Source organism: Pseudomonas sp. MDV22-iso1 (assembly GCF_058145095.1).
Window position 1 is genome coordinate 18,916 of sequence record NZ_JBYVMF010000009.1, and the last position, 20,540, is coordinate 39,455.

General features: G+C 57.9%; 20 protein-coding genes. 12 read left to right on the forward strand and 8 right to left on the reverse strand.

The window, feature by feature from the left end; all coding sequences use genetic code 11:
- Positions 1–14: 14 nt before the first annotated feature.
- Positions 15–1,469, reverse strand: a complete 1,455-nt coding sequence (thiI, locus tag AC3ZVB_RS12420) for a tRNA uracil 4-sulfurtransferase ThiI (RefSeq protein ID WP_162436959.1) — start codon at positions 1,467–1,469, stop codon at positions 15–17.
- 331 nt (positions 1,470–1,800) lie between these two features.
- Here thiI and glnA point away from each other — a divergent pair, with 331 nt between their 5' ends.
- The 5 genes from glnA to ntrC all read left to right on the forward strand — a co-directional run bounded on the left by glnA (position 1,801) and on the right by ntrC (position 7,328).
- Positions 1,801–3,207 carry a type I glutamate--ammonia ligase gene (gene glnA, locus AC3ZVB_RS12425; protein ID WP_162436960.1) on the forward strand — a complete coding sequence of 469 codons (1,407 nt, stop codon included), beginning with the start codon at positions 1,801–1,803 and terminating at the stop codon, positions 3,205–3,207.
- A 244-nt stretch (positions 3,208–3,451) separates the two neighbouring features.
- Positions 3,452–3,961 (forward strand): DUF4124 domain-containing protein, encoded by a 510-nt coding sequence (locus tag AC3ZVB_RS12430; RefSeq protein ID WP_162436961.1) that lies wholly within the window; start codon positions 3,452–3,454, stop codon positions 3,959–3,961.
- Entirely contained in the window at positions 3,958–4,578 is a 621-nt protein-coding gene (locus tag AC3ZVB_RS12435) for a DUF4124 domain-containing protein (protein WP_490146665.1), read from the forward strand. The genes AC3ZVB_RS12430 and AC3ZVB_RS12435 overlap by 4 nt, the downstream gene beginning before the upstream one ends.
- 231 nt (positions 4,579–4,809) lie before the next feature.
- The gene (glnL, locus tag AC3ZVB_RS12440; protein WP_162436963.1) at positions 4,810–5,895 is read left to right on the forward strand and encodes a nitrogen regulation protein NR(II); all 1,086 of its coding nucleotides are present in this window, start codon (positions 4,810–4,812) and stop codon (positions 5,893–5,895) included.
- Complete coding sequence (gene ntrC / locus AC3ZVB_RS12445; RefSeq protein ID WP_054055303.1) at positions 5,892–7,328, forward strand: nitrogen regulation protein NR(I); 1,437 nt, start codon at positions 5,892–5,894, stop codon at positions 7,326–7,328. Before glnL ends, ntrC begins: the two co-directional genes overlap by 4 nt.
- A 551-nt stretch (positions 7,329–7,879) precedes the next feature.
- Here the strand turns inward: ntrC and AC3ZVB_RS12450 are convergent.
- Positions 7,880–8,320, reverse strand: coding sequence for a hypothetical protein (locus tag AC3ZVB_RS12450; RefSeq protein ID WP_194691700.1), 441 nt, complete (start codon positions 8,318–8,320; stop codon positions 7,880–7,882).
- On the opposite strand from AC3ZVB_RS12450, the gene trmL reads away from it, so the two are divergent.
- Positions 8,319–8,774 (forward strand): tRNA (uridine(34)/cytosine(34)/5-carboxymethylaminomethyluridine(34)-2'-O)-methyltransferase TrmL, encoded by a 456-nt coding sequence (trmL, locus tag AC3ZVB_RS12455; RefSeq protein ID WP_162436965.1) that lies wholly within the window; start codon positions 8,319–8,321, stop codon positions 8,772–8,774. The genes AC3ZVB_RS12450 and trmL overlap by 2 nt on opposite strands.
- A gap of 108 nt (positions 8,775–8,882) precedes the next feature.
- Here the strand turns inward: trmL and secB are convergent, their stop codons facing one another.
- The 3 genes from secB to AC3ZVB_RS12470 are packed head-to-tail and all read right to left on the reverse strand — an operon-like array spanning position 8,883 to position 10,083.
- Positions 8,883–9,374, reverse strand: coding sequence for a protein-export chaperone SecB (gene secB, locus AC3ZVB_RS12460; RefSeq protein ID WP_194691701.1), 492 nt, complete (start codon positions 9,372–9,374; stop codon positions 8,883–8,885).
- Between the two features lie 39 nt (positions 9,375–9,413).
- Positions 9,414–9,668: a glutaredoxin 3 gene (gene grxC, locus AC3ZVB_RS12465; RefSeq protein ID WP_010464569.1), complete on the reverse strand. Its 255-nt coding sequence runs from the start codon at positions 9,666–9,668 to the stop codon at positions 9,414–9,416.
- Between the two features lies 1 nt (position 9,669).
- On the reverse strand, positions 9,670–10,083 hold the full coding sequence (locus tag AC3ZVB_RS12470) for a rhodanese-like domain-containing protein (protein WP_162436967.1): 414 nt from the start codon (positions 10,081–10,083) through the stop codon (positions 9,670–9,672).
- A 153-nt stretch (positions 10,084–10,236) separates the two neighbouring features.
- Between AC3ZVB_RS12470 and gpmI the strand changes: the two genes are divergently transcribed.
- From gpmI to AC3ZVB_RS12500, 6 genes are all read left to right on the forward strand, one after another.
- Positions 10,237–11,766, forward strand: a complete 1,530-nt coding sequence (gene gpmI / locus AC3ZVB_RS12475; protein WP_162436968.1) for a 2,3-bisphosphoglycerate-independent phosphoglycerate mutase — start codon at positions 10,237–10,239, stop codon at positions 11,764–11,766.
- A gap of 252 nt (positions 11,767–12,018) precedes the next feature.
- Entirely contained in the window at positions 12,019–13,320 is a 1,302-nt protein-coding gene (locus tag AC3ZVB_RS12480) for a murein hydrolase activator EnvC family protein (RefSeq protein ID WP_490146666.1), read from the forward strand.
- A gap of 31 nt (positions 13,321–13,351) precedes the next feature.
- Positions 13,352–14,671, forward strand: a complete 1,320-nt coding sequence (locus AC3ZVB_RS12485; RefSeq protein WP_162436970.1) for a S41 family peptidase — start codon at positions 13,352–13,354, stop codon at positions 14,669–14,671.
- A gap of 1 nt (position 14,672) precedes the next feature.
- On the forward strand, positions 14,673–15,449 hold the full coding sequence (locus tag AC3ZVB_RS12490) for a divergent polysaccharide deacetylase family protein (RefSeq protein WP_162436971.1): 777 nt from the start codon (positions 14,673–14,675) through the stop codon (positions 15,447–15,449).
- 118 nt (positions 15,450–15,567) lie between these two features.
- A complete protein-coding gene (locus AC3ZVB_RS12495; protein ID WP_490146667.1) occupies positions 15,568–16,908 on the forward strand; it encodes a Vps62-related protein in 1,341 nt (446 codons plus the stop codon).
- A gap of 13 nt (positions 16,909–16,921) precedes the next feature.
- Positions 16,922–18,154, forward strand: coding sequence for a trypsin-like serine peptidase (locus tag AC3ZVB_RS12500; RefSeq protein ID WP_490146668.1), 1,233 nt, complete (start codon positions 16,922–16,924; stop codon positions 18,152–18,154).
- Between the two features lie 8 nt (positions 18,155–18,162).
- Here the strand turns inward: AC3ZVB_RS12500 and AC3ZVB_RS12505 are convergent, their stop codons facing one another.
- The 3 genes from AC3ZVB_RS12505 to hisA form a co-directional block, all read right to left on the reverse strand.
- Positions 18,163–18,918 (reverse strand): substrate-binding periplasmic protein, encoded by a 756-nt coding sequence (locus AC3ZVB_RS12505; RefSeq protein ID WP_162436974.1) that lies wholly within the window; start codon positions 18,916–18,918, stop codon positions 18,163–18,165.
- Positions 18,919–18,996: 78 nt separating this feature from the next.
- Complete coding sequence (hisF, locus tag AC3ZVB_RS12510; RefSeq protein ID WP_108230810.1) at positions 18,997–19,767, reverse strand: imidazole glycerol phosphate synthase subunit HisF; 771 nt, start codon at positions 19,765–19,767, stop codon at positions 18,997–18,999.
- A 9-nt stretch (positions 19,768–19,776) separates the two neighbouring features.
- Positions 19,777–20,514 carry a 1-(5-phosphoribosyl)-5-[(5-phosphoribosylamino)methylideneamino]imidazole-4-carboxamide isomerase gene (gene hisA / locus AC3ZVB_RS12515; RefSeq protein WP_162436975.1) on the reverse strand — a complete coding sequence of 246 codons (738 nt, stop codon included), beginning with the start codon at positions 20,512–20,514 and terminating at the stop codon, positions 19,777–19,779.
- Positions 20,515–20,540: the final 26 nt, after the last annotated feature.

A 20,540-nucleotide genomic window follows, 5' to 3' on the forward strand; every position in this document is an offset into this window, starting at 1 on the left:
ACAGCCCCGGGCTCTTAGCTCGGTCGATAAACGCGCACATTGGCATGCCCCTCACTGAGCAAATGGTGGGCATGCAGGCGACTCATCACGCCTTTGTCGCAATACAGCAGGTACTGGCGAGTAGGGTCCAGTTCCTTGAAACGAGCGTTCAATGCATAAAACGGCATCGTCTGTACCTCAATGCCAGCAATTGCCATCGGGTCGTCTTCAGCGGCATCCGGGTGACGGATGTCGATGATGATCTGGCCCGCCAGTGCCTCGCTGACTTCTTCGATCTGCAAGTCCTGGCCCAATTCGTCGATTACGCGATCGATCGGTACCAGTTTGGCGTTCTCGAGCGCACGCTCAAGGACCGCCATGTCGAATTCTTTCTCTTCATGCTCCACGCGCGGACGCTTGGCGTGGGTCTTGGGGTTCACCGAGATGACCCCGCAGTATTCCGGCATGTGCTTGGCGAAATCGGCGGTACCGATTTCGTTGGCCAGATCAATGATGTCCTGCTTGTGACTGGCGATCAGCGGACGCAAGACCAGCTTGTCGGTCACACAGTCGATCACGGACAGGTTCGGCAGTGTCTGGCTCGACACCTGGGAAATCGCTTCGCCGGTAACCAGCGCCTCGATCTCCAGCCGATCAGCGATTCGGGATGCAGCGCGCAACATCATACGCTTCAAAACCACACCCATATGACTGTTATCGACTTTCCCGAGAATTTCTCCCAGTACTTCCTCGAACGGCACACTGACAAATAACACGCGCTGGGAGCTTCCGTACTTCTTCCAGATGAAGTGCGCGACTTCCATCACGCCCAGCTCATGGGCCCTTCCGCCCAGGTTGAAGAAGCAGAAATGGCTCATCAGCCCGCGGCGCATGATCTGGTACGCGGCCACGGTGGAGTCGAAGCCGCCGGACATCAGTACAAGCGTCTGTTCCAAGGCACCCAGCGGATAACCGCCGATGCTGTTGTGCTGGTTGTGGATCACGAACAACCGTTTGTCGCGAATTTCGATGCGAACTTCGATTTCCGGCTCTTTCAGCGAGATTCCGGCAGCGCCGCACTGACGACGCAGTTGGCTGCCGACGTATTTCTCGACGTCCATCGAGCTGAATTCATGCTTGCCGGCACGCTTGCAGCGCACCGAAAAAATCTTCCCTGCCAGCGCGTCACCGAAGTGCTGTTTGCACTTGGCAACGATGTCGTCGAAGTCGCCCAAAGGGTACTCGTCGACCTGCAGGAAATGCGCGATACCCGGCATGCAGCTCAGGCGCTCGGTCATCTCCTTCAGTACTTTGGGCTCGGCTACGCGGGTTTCAAGCTCGAGATTGTCCCACACACCGTTCACCACCACGGCCGGGTCCAGGTCGCGGAGCACGGTGCGGATGTTTTTGGCCAACTGGCGGATGAAACGCATCCGTACCGGGCGGCTCTTGATGGTGATCTCGGGGAAGACTTTTACGATTAGTTTCATGAAAACAGCGCGCGCTGGGCCAGCCGAAAAAGGGGGGCGCGGATTATAGCGGAAATTGCTCAAGGTTTAACCAGTTAATGTGCAGAAGGTTTTGCGCGCACCAAAACAGGTCATTTACTGAAAGCAGCGCCACATTACAGGGCGATATTTTTCAGTAAACGTCTTATCAAGCCTTTATAAGCGTGAATTTGGGGCAAAAAACCCACGGTGGGGCACTGGCATGCAATTTGCTCCCTTGTGAGGCAGGTTGCCTTGGCAGAGTATTCGCGCCGGCATCACCCACATTCTAAGGGCATCCACTACTTAAGCCCGAAGCCACCCGGAGGACACTATGTCGAAGTCGGTTCAACTCATCAAAGATCATGACGTCAAGTGGATTGATCTGCGCTTCACGGACACCAAAGGCACTCAGCACCACGTGACCATGCCGGCTCGCGACGCGCTGGATGACGCTTTCTTCGAAGAAGGCAAAATGTTCGACGGTTCCTCCATCGCTGGCTGGAAAGGCATTGAAGCTTCCGACATGATCCTGCTGCCGGACGACAGCACTGCCGTTCTCGATCCGTTCACCGAAGACCCAACGCTGATCATCGTGTGCGACGTCATCGAGCCGTCGACCATGCAGGGCTACGACCGTGACCCACGTGCGATCGCCAAGCGTGCCGAGGAATACCTGAAGTCGACCGGTATCGGCGACACCGTTTTCGTTGGTCCGGAGCCAGAGTTCTTCATCTTCGACCAAGTGAAATTCAAGTCGGACATCTCCGGCTCGATGTTCAAAATCATCTCCGAACAAGGTTCGTGGATGTCTGACCAGGACGTCGAAGGCGGCAACCACGGCCACCGTCCAGGCATCAAAGGCGGCTACTTCCCGGTTCCACCGTTTGACCACGACCACGAAATCCGTACCTCCATGTGCAACGCCATGGAAGAAATGGGCCTGGTCATCGAAGTGCACCACCACGAAGTGGCAACTGCTGGCCAGAACGAAATCGGTGTGAAGTTCAACACCCTGGTCGCCAAGGCTGACGAAGTTCAGACCCTGAAGTATTGCGTACACAACGTGGCTGTTGCTTACGGCCGTACTGCTACCTTCATGCCTAAGCCTCTGTACGGCGATAACGGTTCGGGTATGCACGTTCACCTGTCCATCGCTAAAGAAGGCAAGAACACCTTCGCTGGCGAAGGCTATGCCGGCCTGTCCGACACCGCCCTGTTCTTCATCGGCGGCATCATCAAGCACGGTAAGGCACTGAACGGCTTCACCAACCCGTCGACCAACTCCTACAAGCGTCTGGTCCCAGGTTTCGAAGCGCCAGTGATGCTGGCTTACTCGGCTCGTAACCGTTCCGCTTCGATCCGTATTCCTTACGTGTCCAGCCCTCGCGCTCGCCGTATCGAAGCTCGCTTCCCGGATCCGGCAGCCAACCCGTACCTGGCCTTCGCTGCCCTGGTAATGGCTGGCCTGGACGGTATCCAGAACAAGATCCACCCTGGCGATGCAGCTGACAAAAACCTGTACGACCTGCCGCCTGAAGAGGCGAAAGAGATCCCACAAGTTTGCGGCAGCCTGAAAGAAGCCCTGGAAGAGCTGGACAAAGGTCGTGCGTTCCTGACCAAAGGCGGCGTTTTCAGCGACGACTTCATCGACGCTTACATCGCCCTGAAAAGCGAAGAAGAAATCAAGGTCCGTACCTTCGTACACCCACTGGAATACGAGCTGTACTACAGCTGCTGATCCGGTAGCGCCTGCGCAAGCGGCGTGACAAAAAGAGGCCTCCTTCGGGAGGCCTTTTTTGTGGGCAAAGTCAAAAGATCGCAGCCTTCGGCAGCTCCTACTTTGGAACGCGTACAACCTGTAGGAGCTGCCGAAGGCTGCGATCTTTTGAACTCGCTTTTATGCACCCGAATGTTAACAACTTGGGTCAACCGCCAGCCCTGACCTATGCTGCACCCCAACGCTTTCGTTTCTGGTCGATTTTATGGGTCGTGGTTTTCTATTGATGTTGCTGCTGATCGCCCTGCCTGCCGCAGCGCAGATCTATAAGTACACCGACGCCGCCGGCAATACCGCGTACAGCAATCAGCCGCCCGATGGCGTGCAGGCGCAACCCGTCGACTTGCCACCCCTGAACAGCGTCGAGCGACAGGCCCCTCCTGCACCAGCTGCCGAAGCCAGTAACCGTCAGCAGCCACTGAGCGCCTATGAGGTGCTTGAGCTGACCAACTTGCCCACCACCGAAGCCCTGCGCGCCAACAACGGCACGTTCACGGTCAATGTGCAGATCAAACCTCGCCTGCAAGGACCTCATCTGTTCAGGCTGTTGCTGGATGATCAACCTTACGGCCAGCCGAGCAACGTACCGATCCTGCAACTGGTCAACATCGACCGCGGTGAACACAGCCTCGCCGTTCAGGTTATCGACGGAGAAAGCATCATTCAGCAAAGCCCGACCATCACCTTCACTGTGCAACGGGTCCATAAACCGTGAGGGCGTGGCTGCTGCTGGCCTGCCTGATCGCGCTGCCCGTGGCAGCCGAGGTCTTCACCTATACCGACGCCCAGGGCAATCGGGTCTTCACCGATCAACCCGGCACGGGCAACGCCAAACGTGTGCCGATGGCGCCGAGCAATCGGATGTCCGCCAACCCGACCGGCGCAGCACCCGTCATTGCCGGGAAGAAAACGGCAACACCACCGCCGTTTCATTACGACATGCTGAGAGTGCTGATACCGGAACCCGACGCCACGGTCCGCAGCAGCGCCGGTGAACTGATTGTCAGCGTCACCAGCGAACCCGGCCTGCAACGAGGTCACCGCTATCGCCTGCTGGTGGACGGCCAGCCCACGTCCGAACCCGGACGGAGCCCGGTGTTTGCCCTGAACAACCTCGACCGCGGCTCCCACAACCTGTCGGTGGAAATCATTGACGAGCAGGGCCGCACCGTCGAGCGCACTGCCAACCAGCCCTTCCACATGCTGCGTATTTCCCTCGCGCAAAAACGCCAGGTCAAACCCTGCGTGCTGACCGATTACGGTCAGCGACCCGAATGCCCGCTCAAAGAAAAACCCGAAGAGGAAAAAAATCCCTTCCTGCGCTTCTTTTAATTGTCACTTACGATTGCGCACTGTATTGGTGCGAATTGCGCCGTCGTTCCCAACTCCCATCCCATTTTGGTTCGAAAGTACCCGTGATAGCTGGCAGAACGCCACGTAAATGAGCGTCAAACGCCCGTTTCAGGCCTTAAACGCTTCTTTTCGGAGCCTTGGTTTGGTTTTTGCATTTTCCCCGCATCAGCGCTTTATTCATGCGCGCGCCCTGCTCCAAAAGAGGTCCTGATGACCATTAGCGACGCACTGCATCGATTGCTACTCGACAACCTCACCACCGCCACCATCCTGCTCGACGCCGAACTGCGCCTCGAGTACATGAACCCGGCGGCTGAAATGCTGCTGGCCATCAGCGGCCAGCGTAGCCATGGACAGTTCATCAGCGAGTTGTTCACCGAGTCCACCGAAGCACTGAATTCTCTGCGCCAGGCAGTCGAGCAGGCCCATCCGTTCACCAAGCGCGAAGCGATGCTTACTGCCCTCACCGGCCAGACGCTGACCGTCGACTACGCGGTGACTCCGATCCTGGCCAACGGCGCCACCATGCTGCTGCTGGAAGTCCATCCCCGTGATCGCTTGCTGCGGATCACCAAGGAAGAGGCGCAGCTGTCGAAGCAGGAAACCAGCAAGATGCTGGTGCGCGGCCTCGCTCATGAAATCAAGAATCCGCTCGGCGGGATTCGTGGTGCGGCGCAATTGCTCGCCCGTGAACTGCCGGAAGAAAGCCTGCGCGATTACACCAACGTGATCATCGAAGAAGCCGATCGCCTGCGTAACCTCGTCGATCGCATGCTCGGCTCCAACAAGCTGCCGTCACTGGCCATGTGCAACATCCACGAAGTGCTGGAGCGCGTCTGCCACCTGGTCGAGGCCGAAAGCCAGGGTTGCATTACCTTGGTGCGCGATTACGACCCAAGCATTCCGGACGTCCTGATCGACCGCGAACAGATGATTCAGGCGGTGTTGAACATCGTGCGCAACGCGATGCAGGCCATCAGCAGCCAGAACGAGCTGCGCCTGGGCCGCATCAGCCTGCGTACGCGCGCCATGCGCCAGTTCACCATCGGCCATGTGCGCCATCGACTGGTGACCAAGATCGAAATCATCGACAACGGTCCCGGTATTCCAGCGGAACTGCAGGAAACCATCTTCTTTCCCATGGTCAGCGGCCGTCCGGACGGTACCGGGCTGGGCCTGGCCATTACCCAGAACATCATCAGCCAGCACCAGGGCCTGATCGAATGTGACAGCCATCCAGGCCACACCACCTTCTCGATCTTTCTGCCACTGGAACAAGGAGCCACATCGACATGAGCCGTAGTGAAACCGTGTGGATCGTCGATGACGACCGATCAATCCGTTGGGTTCTGGAAAAAGCCTTGCAACAGGAAGGCATGACCACGCAAAGCTTCGACAGCGCCGATGGCGTGATGAGCCGCCTGGCGCGCCAGCAGCCGGACGTGATCATCTCCGACATCCGCATGCCGGGCGCCAGCGGTCTGGACCTCCTGGCGCGGATTCGCGAGCAACACCCACGGCTGCCGGTCATCATCATGACCGCGCATTCCGACCTGGACAGCGCTGTCGCGTCCTATCAGGGCGGCGCATTCGAATACCTGCCCAAGCCGTTCGACGTCGACGAAGCCGTGTCCCTGGTCAAGCGCGCCAACCAGCATGCTCAGGAACAGCAAGGCCTGGAAGTGCCAGTCGCCCTGACCCGCACCCCGGAAATCATCGGCGAAGCGCCGGCGATGCAGGAAGTGTTTCGCGCCATCGGGCGCTTGAGCCACTCCAACATCACCGTGTTGATCAATGGTGAATCCGGGACTGGCAAAGAGCTGGTGGCGCATGCCCTGCACCGCCACAGCCCTCGCGCGGCGTCGCCATTTATTGCGCTGAACATGGCGGCAATTCCGAAAGACTTGATGGAATCCGAGCTGTTCGGTCACGAGAAGGGCGCGTTTACCGGCGCAGCCAACCTTCGTCGCGGGCGTTTTGAACAGGCTGATGGCGGCACGTTGTTCCTCGACGAAATCGGCGACATGCCGGCAGATACGCAAACCCGCTTGCTGCGCGTGCTGGCGGACGGCGAGTTCTACCGCGTTGGCGGTCATACGCCGGTCAAGGTGGATGTGCGAATCATCGCCGCGACGCACCAGAACCTCGAAACTTTGGTGCACGCGGGGAAATTCCGTGAGGACTTGTTCCATCGCCTCAACGTGATCCGCATTCACATCCCGCGCCTGTCGGACCGTCGCGAAGACATCCCGACCCTTGCCAAACACTTCCTCAGCCGCGCCGCGCAAGAACTCGCGGTTGAGCCGAAGCTGCTGAAAAGTGAAACCGAGGAATACCTGAAGAACCTGCCGTGGGGCGGCAACGTGCGCCAGCTGGAGAATACCTGCCGCTGGATCACGGTGATGGCTTCCGGCCGTGAAGTGCACATCAGCGACTTGCCACCAGAGTTGCTGAACCTGCCGCAGGATTCGGCGCCGGTCACCAACTGGGAACAAGCATTGCGCCAGTGGGCAGACCAGGCGCTGGCTCGCGGTCAGTCGAGCTTGCTTGACAGCGCCGTGCCGGCCTTTGAGCGAATCATGATTGAAACCGCCCTGAAACACACCGCTGGCCGTCGCCGCGATGCTGCGGTTTTGTTGGGCTGGGGACGAAATACCCTGACTCGCAAGATCAAGGAACTGGGGATGAAAGTTGATGGTGGGGATGATGACGAAGGGGAAGAGGGCTAATCAGCCTGTATATCTTCGCTGATCGTTAGATCCATTCGCGGGCAAGCCCGCTCCCACCGTGATCTTTGGTGCTTTCACAATTTTGTGTACACCGCTGAATACTGTGGGAGCGGGCTTGCCCGCGATGCTTTTGGGGGTTCGGTGCACCGACTGAAGGCACCGTGAACCGCAATCGCGCACAAACACTGCCTTCAAATCCCACCTTTTTTCGCAATCGAACACTCACCGAAAAAACACGAAAGCCCCGCAATACGGGGCTTTCAGCATTCAACGACGACTTTCTGTTTCAACTTGTTAAAAGCTGGCACGCCCCCTGCAATAGTCCCTTCAGTGATTCGATTCACTACCCAGTTTCGGGGACCTTGGTACAGGCAGGCCGGGGATTCCCCTCTTTACACCGGGCTCATACCGCACTTGCGACGAGCCACGCAGTTTTGGGGCCCTTGATACAGGCAGGTCAGGGGTTCCTTCTTTACACCGGGTTCACGAGGCAACGCGTGATCCCTCCCGTTTTGGGGACCTTGGTACAGGCAGGCCGGGGATTCCCTCTTTTATTGCTCTCGGAGATGGATCTCCAGTCGCCAGCGGTCGTCGACCTCGCTACCGGCCCAGTCGCCCTGAAGCGGTCGGGCCGCCACCACCGTCAGCAACAACCCCCCATCACTCAAACGTACACGCCAGTTCACGCCTTTGTCGTTGAGCTTGAGCTGACCGTTCTGCGCCTTGCCTTCGGCACTGAACAACAGCGCCACACTGCCGTCCACGATCTCGCCATGGACCTTGGGTTCGTTGTTGAACCACAGCACCAGGCCATCGCTCGTCACGTCGACCTGCTGCAAAGTGCTGGGATCCGGCGTGGTCAGGCGACCGATCATCAATCCCACCATAACCCCGACAATCGCCAGCGAACCCATCACCCGTGGGAATAGTTTCGAACGCTTGTCCGCTTGCGGCGTAGAATGCCGGTCATCTTTACCTTCGGAGCCGTGCATGTTTCACGTCATCCTTTTCCAACCAGAAATTCCGCCGAATACCGGCAACGTTATCAGGCTGTGCGCCAACAGTGGCTGCCACCTGCATTTGATCGAACCGCTGGGTTTCGAGATGGACGACAAGCGCCTGCGCAGGGCCGGCCTCGACTATCACGAATACGCCACCCTGCAACGCCACGCCGACCTTGCCAGTTGCCTGGAAAGCCTTGGCCACCCACGCCTGTTCGCCTTTACCACCAAGGGCTCGCGGCCGTTCCACGATGCCAGCTTTGCAGAAGGCGATGCGTTCCTCTTCGGTCCGGAAAGCCGCGGCCTACCCGCTGACGTACTGGACGCCCTGCCCGGCGAGCAACGCCTGCGGCTACCGATGCGCGAAGGCTGCCGCAGCCTGAACCTGTCGAACACCGTGGCGGTAGCGGTTTACGAAGCGTGGCGGCAAAACGGCTTCAAATAACCCGAAGATCTTTTTCGTCTGACAGAAACAATCGCGGGCAAGCCCGCTCCCACAGGTTTTGCACGATCCTGTGGGAGCGGGCTTGCCCGCGATTTTCAACAGCGCTGCTTATTGAACGGTCGGAGTTTCGCCAGCCGCCTGCATGCGTTGCAGTTCTTGTGCGTACAGCGCGTCGAAGTTCACTGGAGCCAGCATCAGAGCAGGGAACGAACCACGGGTAACCAGGCTATCCAGGGTTTCGCGAGCGTACGGGAACAGGATGTTCGGGCAGAACGCGCCCAGGGTATGGCTCATCGAAGCGTCGTCCAGGTTCTTGATCAGGAAGATCCCGGCCTGTTGCACTTCAGCGATGAACGCCACTTCGCCGTTTTCGCCGTTCTTCACGGTCACCGACAGGGTCAGCACCACTTCGTGGAAGTCAGCTTCCAAAGCCTTTTGACGGGTATTCAGATCCAGGCCAACGCTCGGTTCCCACTGCTGGCGGAAGATCGCAGGGCTTTTCGGGGCTTCGAAAGACAAGTCACGTACGTAGATGCGCTGCAAAGAGAATTGCGGCGAGGTGTCTTCTTCGCTAGCTGCTGTGTTCTGTTGGTCAGTCATCTCAGATCCTTTCTGATCTTGGGTCTTATAGGGAAGGAATTAGGCCTTGAGCATCGCGTCGAGCTTGCCGGCGCGCTCCAGGGCAAACAAATCATCACAGCCACCAATGTGGCGCTCACCGATCCAGATTTGCGGCACGGACGTACGCCCGGCTTTCTGGGCCATGGCGGCACGCACCTGCGGCTTGCCATCGACCTTGATCTCTTCGAAGGCCACGCCTTTGTTCTCGAGCAGGTACTTGGCTCGCGAGCAGTAAGGGCAGTAATCGCTGGAATAGACGACGACGTTGCTCATATCACTTCACCAGCGGCAGGTTGTCGCCTTTCCAGCTGGAAATCCCGCCGGACAGCTTGGCCGCAGTGAAGCCCGATTTCATCAATTCGCGAGCGTGAGTGCCAGCGGTCTGGCCCATGGCGTCAACCAGGATGATGGTCTTGGACTTGTGCTTCTCCAACTCACCGACGCGAGCGGTCAGCTTGTCGTGAGGAATGTTCAACGCGCCAACAATGTGACCGGCGGCGAAGTCCTTGGTCGGACGAATATCGATCACCACGCCCTCGTCCTTGTTGACCAGCCCGGTCAGTTCACCGGTGCTCAGGCTACGGCCGCCGCCTTTCATCTCATGGGCGATCAGCAGAGCCAGCAGAACGGCGAAGATACCGACGAGCAGATAGTGGGTGGTGGCAAATGCAATCAGGTGATCAACCATTGAAGGAGGTTCCAGGGCGTTAAAATGTCGGCCAGTATACACAGCCCCTATGGTGGGCCAAACCCCGTCCGGCGGTGACGCAGCCGGAACTTAGCTTTAAACTCCTACTCCCTTTTCCATCGCCCTCTTTTAACTCAGCCACGAGTGGAATCCATGACTACCACGCCTAAACCTTTGGTCCTGATTATTCTCGACGGCTTCGGTCACAGCGACAGCCCTGAATCCAACGCCGTGTTCGCGGCCAAGAAGCCCGTACTGGACCGTTTGACTGCCACCGTGCCAAACGGCCTGATCTCGGGCAGCGGCATGGATGTCGGTCTGCCGGATGGCCAGATGGGCAATTCAGAAGTCGGTCACATGAACCTTGGTGCCGGCCGCGTGGTGTATCAGGATTTCACGCGCGTCACCAAATCGATCCGTGATGGCGAATTCTTCGAGAACCCGACCATTTGCGCCGCCGTGGATAAAGCAGTCGCTGCCGGCAAAGCCGTGCACTTCATGGGCCTGCTGTCCGATGGCGGCGTTCACAGCCATCAGGATCACCTGGTTGCCATGGCTGAACTGGCCTTCAAACGCGGCGCCGAAAAAATCTACCTCCACGCCTTCCTCGACGGTCGCGACACCCCGCCAAAAAGCGCTCAGTCGTCTATTGAACTGCTCGATGCAACGTTCGAGGCTCTCGGTAAAGGCCGGATCGCCAGCATTGTTGGCCGTTATTTCGCCATGGACCGCGATAATCGTTGGGACCGTGTATCGCAGGCTTACAACCTGATTGTCGACGGCAACGGCGAATTCAACGCTGCCACTGCTCAGGAAGGTCTGCAAGCAGCCTACGACCGTGGCGAGAGCGATGAATTCGTTAAAGCCACCTCCATCGGCGAGCCGGTCAAAGTCGAAGACGGCGATGCCGTCGTATTCATGAACTTCCGTGCCGACCGCGCCCGTGAACTGACTCGCGTGTTCGTCGAAGACGATTTCAAGGAATTCGAACGCGCCCGCCAGCCGAAACTGGCCGGCTTTGTAATGCTGACCCAATACGCCGCCAGCATTCCTGCCCCCTCGGCGTTTGCCGCCGGCAGCCTGGAAAACGTGTTGGGCGACTACCTGGCGAAAAACGGCAAAACCCAGCTGCGCATCGCTGAAACCGAGAAATACGCCCACGTCACCTTCTTCTTCTCCGGCGGTCGCGAAGAACCGTTCCCGGGCGAAGAACGTATCCTGATCCCGTCGCCAAAAGTCGCCACCTATGACTTGCAGCCCGAGATGAGCGCCCCGGAAGTGACCGATCGCATCGTCGACGCTATCGAAAACCAGCGTTACGACGTGATCGTGGTCAACTACGCCAACGGCGACATGGTCGGCCACAGCGGCGTGTTCGATGCGGCGGTCAAAGCCGTTGAATGCCTGGACCTGTGTGTCGGCCGTATCGTCGACGCGCTGGACAAGGTTGGCGGCGAAGCGCTGATCACGGCTGACCATGGCAACGTCGAGCAAATGGCTGACGAATCCACCGGCCAGGCTCACACCGCCCACACCACCGAGCCTGTGCCGTTCATTTATGTCGGCAAGCGTGACTTCAAGGTGCGCAACGGCGGCGTGCTGGCGGATGTGGCGCCGACCATGCTGATGCTGCTGGGGATGGAAAAACCGGAAGAAATGACGGGTACTTCGATCCTCGTGTAACCCGCCCGTCAAATCACCACCAAACCCTGTGGGAGCGGGCTCGCCAGCGATAGCAATCTGACAGCCAACATCACTGTTGAATGTTAAGACGCCATCGCGGGCAAGCCCGCTCCCACAGTGGTTTGTGGTGGTTTCAAAGATTAATCACACCCACTTGCCAGCCCGGTTATCACACAACCCCAATTGGGCGTTTTTTTTGCGGCGCTTGGCGGGCATACTAGGCCGTCCCTTTCCCTGGTGTCGCCCGCCTCTATGCTTCGCGTCCTGATAGCCCTTGCTCTGACTTGCCTGCTCCAACCGGCCTTCGCTGACGAGCGCGCGCAAACCCAACAACAGTTGGACGCCACGCGTCAGGACATTGCCGAGCTGAAGAAACTGCTGGGCAAGATTCAGGAAGAAAGGTCCGGTGTGCAAAAAGACCTGAAGGGCACCGAAACCGAGATGGGCAAGCTCGAAAAGCAGGTCGATGCCCTGCAAAAAGAGCTGAAGAAAAGCGAATCCGAGCTGCAACGACTCGATGCGGAGAAAAAAAAACTCCAGAGCGCGCGCACTGAACAGCAACGACTGATCGCCATTCAGGCCCGTGCGGCCTATCAGAACGGTCGTCAGGAGTATCTGAAATTGCTGCTCAACCAGCAGAATCCGGAAAAATTCGCCCGTACCCTCACCTATTACGACTACCTGAGCCAGGCCCGCCTGGAACAGCTGAAAAATTTCAACGAAACCCTGCGCCAACTGGCCAATGTCGAAAAAGACATCGACATGCAGCAGGCGCAGTTACTCGTTCAGAAAAGTAGCCTCGACAGTCAGCGCGACGAACTCGACAAGGTCCGCAAAGAGCGTCAGCAAGCCTTGGCCAAGCTCAATGAAGACGTAAAGGCTCGCGATCAAAAACTGGCGTCCCGCGAGCAGGATCAGGCAGACCTGTCTAAAGTCCTTAAAACCATTGAAGAAACCTTGGCCCGCCAGGCCCGTGAGGCAGAAGAAGCGCGGCAAAAAGCGCTGATCGCCCAGCAGGAAGCCGAAAAAAAGCGTTTACGTGAGGCCCAGGCATCAGCAGACGCGGCCGATACGACCGACGCCCCACGCAAACCTGTCAAATCGACACCCGGCGCCCTTGTTTCAAGTTCAGGCGAGACCTTCGGTGGCGCGTTTGCTTCAACTCGGGGAAAACTTCCTTGGCCTGTTGATGGTCGACTGCTGGCGCGATTTGGCGAATCCCGTGGCGACGACGCTCGTACCAAATGGGACGGCGTGATGATCAGTGCGTCCGCCGGCAGTCAGGTACATGCCGTTCACGGCGGCCGCGTGGTGTTTGCCGACTGGTTGCGTGGTGCCGGCCTGCTGGTGATTCTCGATCACGGCAACGGTTTCTTGAGTCTTTATGGTCACAACCAGACGCTGTTGAAGTCTGCGGGTGATGTGGTTAAAGCCGGTGAGTCCATCTCCACTGTCGGTAGCAGTGGCGGGCAGGACACACCAGCGCTGTATTTCGCAATTCGTCAGCAGGGTCACCCGAGTGATCCGGCACAATGGTGTCGCGCGCAAGGATAAGCGCCTTACCTAATTCAGGAGTTCGTTCGACATGCTGCATCTGTCCCGCCTTACCTCGCTGGCCCTGACGATCGCTCTGGTGATCGGCGCGCCTCTGGCGTTCGCCGCTCAACCTGCGCCAGCGGTTGCACCTGCGGGCACTGCTGCGACCACCAAGGCACCATTGCCTCTGGAAGAGTTGCGCACATTTGCCGAGGTCATGGACCGGATCAAAGCCGCATATGTCGAACCGGTAGACGACAAGACCCTGCTGGAAAATGCCATCAAAGGCATGCTCAGCAACCTCGACCCGCACTCTGCCTACCTTGGCCCGGAAGATTTCGCGGAGTTGCAGGAAAGCACCAGCGGCGAGTTTGGTGGCCTGGGTATCGAAGTGGGCGCCGAAGACGGTTTCATCAAGGTGGTATCGCCAATCGATGACACCCCGGCGTCCAAGGCCGGCATTCAGGCGGGCGACTTCATCGTCAAGATCAACGGCCAACCGACTCGCGGCCAGAGCATGACTGAAGCCGTGGACAAGATGCGCGGCAAGATCGGTCAGAAAATCACCCTGACCCTGGTACGTGACGGCGGCACACCGTTTGACGTGACCCTCGCACGCGCCATCATCCAGGTGAAGAGCGTGAAGGCTCAGTTGCTCGAGTCGGGCTACGGCTATATCCGCATCACTCAGTTCCAGGTCAAGACCGGCGAAGAGGTCTCCAAGGCCCTGGCCAAGCTGCGCAAGGACAATGGCAAGAAACTCAAAGGTGTCATCCTTGACCTGCGCAACAATCCGGGCGGCGTGCTGCAAGCAGCGGTGGAAGTGGTCGACCACTTCATCACCAAGGGCTTGATCGTCTACACCAAGGGTCGCATCGCCAACTCCGAATTGCGCTTCTCGGCCACTGGAAAGGATGAAAGCGAAGCGGTGCCAATGGTCGTGTTGATCAACGGCGGCAGCGCCTCAGCCTCGGAAATTGTCGCCGGCGCCTTGCAGGATCAGAAACGCGCAGTGGTCATGGGCACCACTAGCTTCGGTAAGGGCTCGGTCCAAACCGTACTGCCACTGAACAACGACCGCGCACTGAAGATCACCACTGCGCTGTATTACACGCCGAATGGCCGCTCGATCCAGGCCCAGGGCATCGTCCCGGACATCGAAGTGCGCAAGGCCAAGATCACCAGCGAGCAGGATGGCGAGTACTTCAAGGAAGCCGATCTGCAAGGGCATCTGGGTAATGGCAATGGCGGCGAAGACAAGCCGACCGGCTCGGGCGCCAAACCCAAGGTAATGCCGCAGGACGACGATTACCAATTGGCCCAGGCGCTGAGCCTGCTTAAAGGGCTGAGCATCACCTCCGGCCGCTGAGATGCGCCTGCGGTTAGCCCTCGGCCTGCTGTGCTGTCTGATGGGTGTTGCGCACGCAACGCCCGCCAAGCCGGCTCCGCAAAAGGCCTACCTGAGCCTGATCATCGATGACCTGGGACAGAACCTGCCTCGGGATCGCCGCGTGCTCGCCCTGCCCGGCCCGGTCACGGCTGCGATCATGCCTGATACGCCCCACGCCACTGAATTCGCCCGCGAAGCCCATCGCGCCGGCAAGATAGTCATCCTGCACATGCCTATGGACCCGGCTACCGGCCCGTTCGCCTGGCACCCTGACTTACCTCTCGACGAGCTGGAAAAACGCCTGAACGCGGCATTCAAAATGGTCCCCTACACCGCAGGCATCAACAACCACATGGGCAGCCGCATGACCTCGCAACCGGCTGCAATGGCCTGGTTGATGGCGCACTTGCAGCGCAAGCACAAATTCTTCGTCGACAGCCGTACCAGCGCGCAGACAGTAGCGGCTGCCGAGGCGCAGAAGATTGGATTGGCAAGCGTATCCCGGGACGTTTTTCTGGATGACGAGCGCACTGAAGCGGCGATCTTCACCCAGTTACAGACGGCCATCAGCCTGGCGCGTAAACAGGGTTCGGCAGTGATGATCGGGCATCCGTATCCGCAGACGCTGGCGGTACTGGAGCGTGAGTTGCCGAAACTCAAAGGACAGGGTATCGACTGGATTGATATCAAACTGATGATCAGCGTGCGTGGAAACCGTGCGACAGCGGCTCATGGCAAAGACGGTATTTACCGGTAATACCCCGCCGCACTCACCCATAAATAATTACCGCCGAACGCTTCGCCTAATTCCAGATAGTGACGTGAACCTTGTTGCGACTACGCCCAAGTCGCCTGTCAAACTATCAGGAACCATCATGCCCACCAATGAAACAGCCGCACCGGCCGCGAGGCCTTTGGCATCGATCCAGGTTGACAATCTGCTGATCAACTTCACGACGCAATTCAACCGGATCTGGGATAGCGCGGGCTCTGGTTCGAAAAAAGGGAGCTTTTGGCGCCCTTTACCTTCCGCAGATTTGTTGCCTGGATATTTCCCGCTGGGGGACGTCGTTTCGCCTGGCTTCGAGAACATAAATGAGAGCAATATCGTGGCAGTTGTCTGCGAAGGCTTTCCGGAGAATGGAGACACCTCGAAAGGCAAAGCCCTCGGCGTCCCTATCGACTTCGAACAAGTCTGGAAAGATTCAGGTTCCGGAGCCAAAGCTGACATCACTATCTGGCGCCCGATACCCCCGGACGGTTATGTGGCGCTGGGCATGGTTTGCTCCAACGGCCGCGACAAGCCGTTGCGCAATACCGTCCGTTGCGTGCGCGCGGACCTGGTGATCGCTTCGCCCGCTAACCGCATGATCTGGGACGACCGCGGGAGTGGCGCCAAGAAAAACTTTTCAGCCTGGAGCACCTCCCCTCCAAGTGCGCCTGCTGGAGAAATCTGCTTTTCACCCGGCACGTTTGTTGGCATCAACAACCATACAAGACCGACAGGCGACGTCGCTTACTCACTACGCATGAAAATCGCCACGCGGACCCGTTCTTCGATCGTTGCGCCTGTTCTTACAGGCTATGAGCCCCCTGCCGCCGATGAGGCAACCACAGTCACGAAGATTGCCTACCTTCCATGGTTCACCGTTATAGACCCTGACCTGAATGCTGTGGAGCAATTGCGGACATCAGCGTTTTACCGCCTGGAAAGATCTGACCAGTATGAGTTTCTGGGGTACGGCCACAACACTGGCGCTATCAGCAAAACCTTCCAGTGGTCTGCGTCCAAGGTCCAAAGCGCTGAAATGCTGTCTGAGTTTACCGGCATCACCAGTATCAGAACCGAAACCGAATGGCCCTTGATTCATTTGGCACACGTGAGCACCGTAAATCACTTGTGGACCGCTTCAATCCAGTTTTCGGCGAGACTGGAAAAAAGCTTTACTCATACCGAGAAATCATCCGACGGTTGGAGCCGCGTGACACCGGTGGAAGTCGTCGCTATCGCACCAAAGCGCAAGCTGATCGTGGTTTATCGTCTGAAAAGTGTTTACAGGCTCTTTCGTGAAGACGGCACTCAAGTAGCGTCACCTATCAATTACTGCGATCTCGATAGCCTGTATGTGGCCGAGTTTCCGCCGGAACAAGGCGACAACATTTGCGCCACGGAGAATCACAGTGATGCCCGAATAGTGGGTACCTCAATTTCATAACCAAGGAATGGACGTGAAATACCTTAAGTATCTTTACCTGTCAGTCATGATCAGCTTGATAGGCACTGCTTCCGTGCAAGCGCGCGACCTCGGAGAGGGTGCTGTTAATGGCTCAGATTCGAGAGCATTGCAAAACAGCGGACGCCTTTACGAAATCTGGAGTGGCATCGGGCAATTGACCCTGCAATCGGGAGAATCCTGTAGTGCCGTCCTGCTAAATACGCGAAACAGGCAAGGTAAGGCCACCGGACCTGGCTATCTGCTCACCAGCGGACATTGCGTACTGTTCCAGTACGGTTCGGCACGGATCAATCTGCCGATGGAAGCGACGGTCACTTTCAAATACTTTTATGACACGCCCGAGCGGCACAGCCAATTTTCAGTTCGGACCGCCCGATGGACCAGTCTCTCCGGAACTGATCTTGCCGTACTTGAAGTAGACGCCACCCTGGCCTCGTTAATTCAGGCCGGCATCAACCCGCTTAACCTGGCATCCCACCAAATCAATGAGAGCCACGACTCACTTAACGTTGGCGCGCCACAAGGCTTTAGCGAAAGCGGGCTTCGATTGAGCGCTTGCGACGAACAAACTGCAGGTACATTCATCGATCACCCTGGGGTATTCCCTCTGGCAATGCGAAACCGATGCGACCTTCATGCCGGCAACTCCGGCAGTCCGATGCTCAACCGTCGAACAAATGAAATCACCGGCATCGTCAGTAAGATCGCTGACTCGCGCGCAATACCAGAGCCCGAAGGTTGCGAGGACTCCTCATCCTGCAAGGCCGCCCGTTTCAACTACAGCTACCCAGCCAACTTTCTGGCCGCATGCTTTATTGACGGTGTATTCACCAGCAATGGACCGGCCTGTACCTTGAAGCCTGTCGAATTGACCGTTACTGAGCCATGGAAACTCAAGACATACGTTGATAGATCGCGTAACACAGCCGGGCAGCTTGGACTGCCAACATGGGATTTCAGGTTCTCGTTAGATGCGCCGTTCTATCGCTTTAAAGCAGTCCGTGACGCCAAAGAATGCAAGGTGCCTCACAACTACAGCGCAGCCATTAGTACTGAAGAAGCGCATATCAATACTGAAATAGGTCCATCAAATGGAGTGCACGCACTTTGCATTATTGGTGTTGACTCCGCGCAACAAAGCCTGACGGTGGCAACATTGAACAATGTGTTCACGAGCGCCGTGTATTTGAACCCGCCACCGCGGGTTCCGCCGCAAGCCCAGTAAGATAGCTGCTAGAGATACCGCGCCATGATCTCGTCCACCACGCCTTCCTTGCGTAACTGATCGAGCGCGGCTTGCAACTTGGCGACGGTCTCATCTGGCACTTCTTTGTTCAGTGCCAGATACAACTCCGCGCTGTTGAAACGCAACACCGTCTTGAGCCCGATCACGCCATCCTGGCGCGCCAGATAACGCCCGGCAGGGTCACCTGTGGCCCACAAATCGATCTGACCGCTTGTGAGTTTCTTCGCGTTGTCCTGATCCCGCAGCACGACAATCGGCTTCAACCCTTGCTTGGCTAATGTCTCGGCAATCGCATCGCCCTTGTACGCGCCGATCCTGTACTTGCGCGCATCATCCAGACTTTCCAGGTTGATCTTGCTGTCGGCCTTGGCCAGCATGATCCAGTCGTCCGGGCCGATCGGACCGACCCACTTGAAGAGCTTTTCACGATCCGGCAACCGCGCCATCACGAACACGCCATAACCGGGTTTCTCGAGGGCGATCTTGTAGATCCGCTCCCAAGGGAAACGCAGCGTAAGGCTGTAAGTGATGTTGGCGCGTTTGAACATCTCGCGGACGATGTCCACGGCAATGCCATTGATGTTTTCGTCTTGAGCGAAATTCTTGCCGTTCCTCGCCATGTTGTAGGGCGGGAAATTTTCCGTCAGCAACACCAGATCGGCGGCGGGGTTTTCTGCAGCCTGTGCTCCATTGATGAGCAATAAAGAAGCGCTGGCAAGGGCAAGTAGAAGGCGTTTAAGCATGTCTGGCTACCGAAATCCATGGCGTTCCCAAGAGTGCCCTGAGCCCGCCATGATGTCCACTGGCCTGTATCGGATTGTTCAGCGCATCACGATTCCGCGATGGGCCATGTAGGCTTTGGCTTCCTGCACGGTGTATTCACCGAAGTGGAAAATACTCGCTGCCAACACTGCACTGGCGTGGCCTTCGATGATGCCGTCGGCCAAGTGCTGCAGGTTGCCGACGCCGCCAGAGGCAATCACCGGGATACCCAAGGCATCGCTGATTGCGCGAGTGACGCCCAGATCGAAACCGTTTTTCATGCCGTCCTGATCCATGCTGGTCAGCAGGATTTCACCGGCACCCAGGCTTTCCATCTTCTTCGCCCACTCCACCGCATCCAGGCCTGTCGGCTTGCGACCGCCGTGGGTGAAGATTTCCCAGCGAGGCGTTTCACCCGGCCCGGAAACCTTCTTGGCGTCGATGGCGACGACGATGCATTGCGAACCGAAATGCTGCGCCGCTTCGCCGACAAATTCCGGATTGAACACGGCGGCGGTGTTGATCGACACCTTGTCCGCGCCCGCGTTGAGCAGGTTACGAATGTCCTGCACGGTGCGAACGCCACCGCCGACGGTCAGCGGAATGAACACCTGGCTGGCCATGCGCTCGACGGTATGCAGCGTGGTATCGCGGCCATCGACGCTGGCGGTGATGTCAAGAAAGGTAATCTCGTCAGCACCCTGCTCGTCGTAGCGACGAGCGATTTCCACCGGATCGCCGGCGTCGCGGATGTTTTCGAACTTCACACCCTTGACGACCCGACCGTTGTCCACGTCCAGGCAAGGGATGATGCGTTTGGCCAGCGCCATGGTCAGTCCTCAGCCTTTGTACGAATCGCAGAAAGCTTGCGCTTCAGCGACGTCGAGGGTGCCTTCGTAGATCGCCCGGCCGGTGATCGCGCCGATGATGCCTGGCGCTCTGGCGTCGAGCAGCGACTTGATGTCACCCAGGTTGTGGATGCCGCCGGAGGCGATCACCGGGATCTTCGTGGCAGCGGCCAGTGCAGCGGTAAACGGAACGTTGCAGCCCTGCATCATGCCGTCTTTGGCGATGTCGGTATAAACGATCGCGGACACGCCGTCGGCTTCAAATTGCTTGGCCAGATCGATCACTTGAACGGTGCTGATTTCAGCCCAGCCGTCGGTGGCAACGAAGCCATCTTTGGCATCCAGACCGACGATCACCTTGCCCGGAAACGCGCGGCAGGCTTCAGCGACGAAGGCCGGATCTTTGACGGCTTTGGTGCCGATGATCACGTAGCTCACGCCGGCTTTCACGTAGTGCTCGATGGTTTCCAGGGAGCGGATACCGCCGCCAATCTGGATCGGCAGGTTCGGGTAACGCTTGGCGATGGCAGTGACGACTTCACCATTGACCGGCTGGCCTTCGAAAGCGCCGTTCAGATCGACCAGATGCAGACGACGGCAACCGCCCTCCACCCACTTGGCAGCCATGCTCACCGGGTCATCGGAGAACACTGTGGAATCTTCCATGCGGCCCTGGCGCAGACGAACACAGGCACCGTCTTTGAGATCGATAGCGGGAATAATCAGCATCTGGCAAACCTTCAAATTCGAGTATT